Genomic DNA, 6,014 nt, shown 5'->3' on the forward strand with positions numbered 1-6,014 from the left:
TCACCTGCTCCACTTTCGAGCCGATCGAACGATTCATATAATCTTTTTTCACTCCTCCGGCTACGGCGATATATTCATCGCGATCACAAATCAGCACAGGCATTTCAAGAGTTTCACTAAGAGCATCTGCATATTCCTTTGCAAAATCACCCAGCTCATTAATTGGGGAATATTTTTTCAGAATGACCTCCCCTTCTCGGTCAACAAAGATTTCAAGGGGATCCCCCTCGCGTATCCTCAATGTGCGACGAATTTCTTTGGGAATGACAACACGACCTAAATCATCAATACGACGTACTATACCAGTTGCTTTCATTCTTATGCTGCCTCCTTTTCTTTGATGATGTTCCATAAATTATCCTTTTGAAGCGCATGCAGAATAAGCGGGTGATTAAGGATAGTATGATACATCAGAAAAAACCTATACACCCTTAGTATGGATTTTTTTATAATATACCGGGTAATTTGCATAATTTTGTTAACGATTCCGTGCGACCGCTGGTCTCATGATATTAAAAACCCCCTCATTATTTAGCAATGAGGGGGGAGTTTCTTATGCGGTTGTCGTTTCGCGTGTCATTTCAGGCAGTTTAGTTATGAATTCCTCAACAATATCATAGCGCTTCAGCTGGGATTTCCGGTCCCAATTGAAGGTGACCTTCAGCTGGTTGTCTTCTGTGCCGAGCTGGACGATCCGTCCGTATTGATTGGCGAATTCAAAGAGCTTAGCGCCATCTATTTGCTGACTTTGCTCTGACTCCATCACCATTTCGAGCTTTTTCTTCTTCTCTGATACGGATTCAACTCTCGCCCGCTTCGCATACAAACGAATCGAGGATACCCGGAACAGGTTCTCCACTTCTTCTGGATAGTCTCCAAAACGGTCGATCAGCTCATCGCGGAGATCGTGGATATCCTCTACTGATTCAATGGCCTGGAACTGTTTATACATATCAATTTTCTGTTTCTCATCACGGATATATTCTTCCGGAATATAGGCATCAAGTGACATATCGAGCTCCGGCTGGAACGGTTGAACGGCTTCAGGCTCTTTACCCTGGCGCTTTGCCTCAATCGCGTCCTTCAACATTTGTGAATACATGTCGAATCCGACTGAGTCAATGAATCCGTGCTGCTGGGATCCTAGAAGGTTTCCGGCTCCGCGGATCGATAAATCTCGCATCGCTATCTTGAAACCAGAGCCCAGCTCTGTAAATTCTTTAATTGCTTGAAGCCGCTTTTCAGCTACTTCTGTCAGCACTTTGTCTTTCTGATACGTAAAATAAGCATAGGCTACACGATTCGAACGTCCGACTCGTCCGCGCAGCTGGTAAAGTTGACTTAGCCCCATACGATCCGCATCATAGACAATTAACGTATTGACATTAGGGATATCTACCCCAGTCTCAATGATCGTCGTACTTACGAGCACATCAAACTCTCCTTCTAAGAAGGAGAACATAACATTTTCGAGCTCTGTCTCATTCATTTGCCCATGAGCAAACGTCACACGTGCCTCGGGAACAAGTGCAGCGATATCTTGAGCCATCCGCTCGATATTTTCCACTCTGTTGAACAAGAAAAAGACCTGACCATCTCTCGCCATCTCGCGTTCAACCGCTTCTCTAAGAAAGATAGGGTTATACTCTAATACATAGGTTTGGATCGGAAAGCGGTTGGCTGGCGGTGTCTCAATGACAGATAGATCCCTTACGCCAAGCATCGACATATGAAGTGTCCTCGGGATCGGTGTCGCCGTTAAAGTCAAAACGTCCACATTATGCTTCAACTGTTTGATTTTCTCTTTATGCTTCACACCAAAACGCTGCTCTTCATCCACGATCAATAGACCCAAGTCTTTAAATTGAACATCCTTGGATAAAATACGATGCGTACCAACAACAATATCTACAAGTCCTTTTCTTAGGCGCTCTGTCGTTTCTTTCTGCTGCTTCCTCGTTCGGAAACGGCTCATAAGACCAATATTGATGCCAAATCCTTGGAATCTCTCCTGAAGGGTTTCATAGTGCTGCTGAGCTAGTATAGTGGTCGGAACAAGAATAGCTACTTGCTTTCCTTCAACGATCGCCTTGAAGGCTGCCCTGATCGCTACCTCAGTTTTTCCATAACCGACATCGCCACATAGAAGACGATCCATTGGACGAATGCGTTCCATATCCTCTTTGATTTCCTCAATACAGCGGATTTGGTCTTCCGTTTCCTCATACGGAAAGGCCGCTTCAAATTCCCGCTGCATTTCATCATCTTTACTGAAGGCGTGCCCTTTCGAAGCTTCACGCTCGGCATACAGCTGAATCAAATCATCAGCAATATCCTCAACAGAGGATTGGACCTTACGCTTCACCTTGTTCCACTCACTGCCGCCAAGCTTATATACTTTAGGTTCTTTTCCTTCAGATCCCACATACTTTTGAATCAAATCGATTTGATCAATAGGTACGTAGAGCTTGTCATTACCGGAATACTTCACCAATAGAAAATCTTTATGATTGCCATTCATCTCGAGTGTTTCGATTCCAAGATATTTACCAATACCGTGGTTCGCATGAACGATATAGTCGCCCACTTTCAACTCTTGATAGTTTTTAATACGTTCGGCATTTGACATTTTCTGTTTACGCTTCGGCTTGGCTGTTCTTTTTTTGAACAACTCATTTTCTGTAAGCACAGCGAGGTTATGCATCGGCCATTCAAACCCGCTGCTAATATTTCCGATCATGATCGTCGGCTTAACAAGAGGTAACGTCACCTCTTCCTTAGCAATGACTGCTTCCATATCATAATCTTCTAATACCGACTGTATTTTTTCCCTGCGATTTTCATCAGGCGCAAGAATTAGTACAGAATAGTCCTGTTTCTCCCAACGGTCCATCTCATTTTTAAGCAAATTCATTTGACCGTGGAATTGCTGCATTTGTCGACTGGAAATATTGACGATATTCTGGGGATGCGTACTTGGAATATGGCGCATGAAGACGGACATATAAAGGCGGGAGTGTTCCATCTTCGCCCATGTGTCATGCCAGTCGAACGAAATCTTCAAATCCCTGACCATCTGATTGGCTTCTAATAAGCTTTGGTGCCATTCTGCTTCTTCCTGATCAAGACGGTTCGCAGTCTCTTGAATTCGACTCATCTCATCAAGGACGAGCAGTCCGTTTTTCGGAAGATAATCTAGTAAACTAACAGGCTGATCGTAAAAATATCCAATATATTTATAAATTTCCTGAAAACGTTCCTGCTGTTTCAGGCGGTCCAAATCTTGTTCGATATATTGATTCAACGTTTCTTTCGCCTCTGACTTAGACAGCTTCTGCAACGAGTGGCTGAGCGCTTCCTCCAGGCGATGATAGGAGCGGACGAAATCCTCTTCCCGTAATAAAAGCTCTGTCGCAGGTCCTATGTAGACTTCATGAAGCTTTTCATGAGAACGCTGCGTCTCTGAATCAAACGTACGGATGGAGTCTACTTCGGTGTCGAACAGCTCTATACGATAAGGATATTCAGCCGTCAAAGGATACACGTCTATAATTCCTCCCCGAAGAGAAAACTCTCCAGGAGTGGCAACCATCTCTGTACGTTCATATCCCATACGAATAAAACGCTCGAGATAATTATCCAGGTCAATATCTTCCCCAACACGAAAAGGGAGCTGATTATGCTCCCAATAGGATTTCGGTGGCATGATCCGTTTTAATGCAGCCACAGGGGCAATAAGTATGCCGGTATCTTGTTTAAGCCATTGACTAAGGGAATCAATTCGTTGACTTCGAAGCTCAGGGCTCGCAATTGCAATTTCTGAAGCGATCAGTTCATTTACAGGGTAAAGATGAACTTGACTCGAATCGGTCAGCTCTTGAATATCCTCATACAGCTGCTGGGCCTGAACCAGCTGATGGGTAATCAGAAGTACGGGTCGGTTCAGCGATTCCTTAAGTAAAGAAATCATTAAACTCCGGGATGCACCTGATAATCCCGCCACCATCTGCTCCTTCATCCCTGACTCAAACCCCTCGACAACTGAACGGATGTCATCCTGTGGGTATAAATAATCCTTAATTCCTTGCATAACGAACTCCTCCACCATCCTGTAAAGTTCTATCTAAAAATAACTTCAGGATTTACTGAATAAAGAAATCTAACTCATGATAGTGTGGATTCTGATCAAGTGTCTCCTTGCATGAGTCACAAATCGTCTTAATGTCCATATTCCCGTTTCCATTCATATGAACCATCTGTTGTTGATCTTCATTATTTAAAAGGTCAAATCCCAATTGCGACACATCTACATGCTCAGCATCCAGCTCACCAACTTGATTTTGACAATGCCGGCAAAAATAACGAATTTTCATTTCCATCCTCCTAAAGGGTTGATGGTACCTAGTTTTGCCGGCTTGCATAGGGCTTATACAGAATCCACAAACCATTGCGATCAGTTACTTAGCATTAAATTCATTCATCACTTCATTAAAAGGTTGTTCGATCCAGGCTTCGCAAGCTTTCACCGCATCCTGAATACTATCTTCGACAGCACCTTGCTGTTCTTTATCAAACGTTCCTAATACATAGTCAATGACGGACATTGAGACACTCGGCCTTCCAATCCCGATGCGTAAACGTTTGAATTCTTTCGTTCCTAATTGATCAATGATGTTCCTTATTCCATTATGACCACCATGGCCGCCTTTTTTTCGTAAACGGTTCTTTCCAGGGGGTAAATCCAAATCATCATACACGACAAGGACATCTTCCACATCAATATCAAAATAATCCATAAACGCTCTTAAGGATTCACCGGATAAATTCATATAGGTTTGCGGCATTAATAAAAGCACCTTTTCTCCATTTACATGCTCTGTTGTGTATAACCCACGGAATTTTGTCTGGCTCAGGGACCAGTTGTTTTGCCGCGCCAATTCATCTACCACCATGAAGCCTGCGTTATGGCGTGTTTTTTCGTATTTTTTACCTGGGTTTCCAAGTCCGACGATACACTTCATCAAAAAACTTCCTTTGCTTTAAAATGCTATTCCTTAATTATATCAAAGCTTACACAAAAAAGTTGTCTAATTCTAACGAGCGGCGGGAATCGACATCTACGCCTCTCCCAACCCATAGAAAAGGGGCGGGCCTAATGGCCTCACCCCTTGATCATGGCTTTGCTTATTCTTTGTCTTCGTCAGATTCTTCTTCCCCTTCATCGTCATCGCTTTTCTCATTGATGACTTCTGGTTCAGCATCTTCATCTACTGCCTCAGGCTCTTCAGGCATTTCTTCCGGCGGAGTGACAGATACAATTGTCGTATCGTCATCTTCCGTGATTTCATAACCACGTGCTTCCTTCAAGTCTCCTACAAGAATGCTGTCGCCGATATTCAGCTCAGATACATCAAGTAAGATTTCTTCAGGGATGTCACGAGGTTTCGCACGAATCGCTAGCTCATAAAGCGGCTGCTGAAGTACTCCGCCTTCTTTCGAACCGGCTGCTTCGCCTTCCAAGTGGATAGGAACCTCAACGTCCATTTCTTCGGACATATTAACAACGTAGAAGTCTGCGTGAATAAGCTCATCCTTCAAAGGATCGATTTGATATTCGTGAAGCATAACATCAACGCTGTCTTTTCCTTCAATATCCAGTGAAATAATAGCGTTTTTACCTTCGTCACGCACAGTCTTTAGTAACTCTATGCTGTTAACAGCAACTGTAATCGGTTCTTTATCTTTCCCGTAAACGACGCTCGGTACATTACCTTCAAGTCGCAATTCACGCGTTACAGATTGTTTGAGATCTTGTCTTTGTTTTGCGTTCAATACAATAGCCAAATTCATCAACCTCCAATAAATTTACCAATCATTTATATCAGTTTCCCGTATTTAACAAGAGTTAAACCTATTTTATTAAATTTTTAATCAAATAAGATACTAATGGACTGACGTTCATGAACACGAATGATCGCTTCACTGATTAATCCCGCCACAGAAAGCTCTGTGAT

5 protein-coding genes are annotated in these 6,014 nt (G+C 43.1%); all 5 read right to left on the reverse strand.

Translation table 11 applies throughout. From position 1 onward, the window contains the following. Window positions 1–316, reverse strand: a 316-nt coding sequence (locus tag LD39_RS09555; protein ID WP_035545581.1) for a stage V sporulation T C-terminal domain-containing protein, incomplete at its 3' end; no start/stop codon positions are given. A gap of 237 nt (window positions 317–553) precedes the next feature. Beyond that, on the reverse strand, window positions 554–4,090 hold the full coding sequence (mfd, locus tag LD39_RS09560; protein WP_035545582.1) for a transcription-repair coupling factor: 3,537 nt from the start codon (window positions 4,088–4,090) through the stop codon (window positions 554–556). 52 nt (window positions 4,091–4,142) lie between these two features. Continuing rightward, window positions 4,143–4,373 (reverse strand): anti-sigma-F factor Fin family protein, encoded by a 231-nt coding sequence (locus LD39_RS09565; RefSeq protein WP_035545584.1) that lies wholly within the window; start codon window positions 4,371–4,373, stop codon window positions 4,143–4,145. A gap of 84 nt (window positions 4,374–4,457) precedes the next feature. Then, window positions 4,458–5,021: an aminoacyl-tRNA hydrolase gene (gene pth, locus LD39_RS09570; RefSeq protein ID WP_035545586.1), complete on the reverse strand. Its 564-nt coding sequence runs from the start codon at window positions 5,019–5,021 to the stop codon at window positions 4,458–4,460. A 163-nt stretch (window positions 5,022–5,184) separates the two neighbouring features. Continuing rightward, on the reverse strand, window positions 5,185–5,844 hold the full coding sequence (locus LD39_RS09575) for a 50S ribosomal protein L25/general stress protein Ctc (protein ID WP_035545587.1): 660 nt from the start codon (window positions 5,842–5,844) through the stop codon (window positions 5,185–5,187). Window positions 5,845–6,014: the final 170 nt, after the last annotated feature.

The organism is Halobacillus sp. BBL2006 (assembly GCF_000786645.1).
GTDB lineage: Bacteria > Bacillota > Bacilli > Bacillales > Halobacillaceae > Halobacillus.

Coding starts and splice junctions, on each gene's coding strand:
- pth (WP_035545586.1), bottom strand. CDS start 5,021: ATGAAGTGTATCGTCGGACTTGGAAACCCAGGTAAAAAATACGAAAAA.
- mfd (WP_035545582.1), bottom strand. CDS start 4,090: ATGCAAGGAATTAAGGATTATTTATACCCACAGGATGACATCCGTTCA.
- LD39_RS09565 (WP_035545584.1), bottom strand. CDS start 4,373: ATGAAAATTCGTTATTTTTGCCGGCATTGTCAAAATCAAGTTGGTGAG.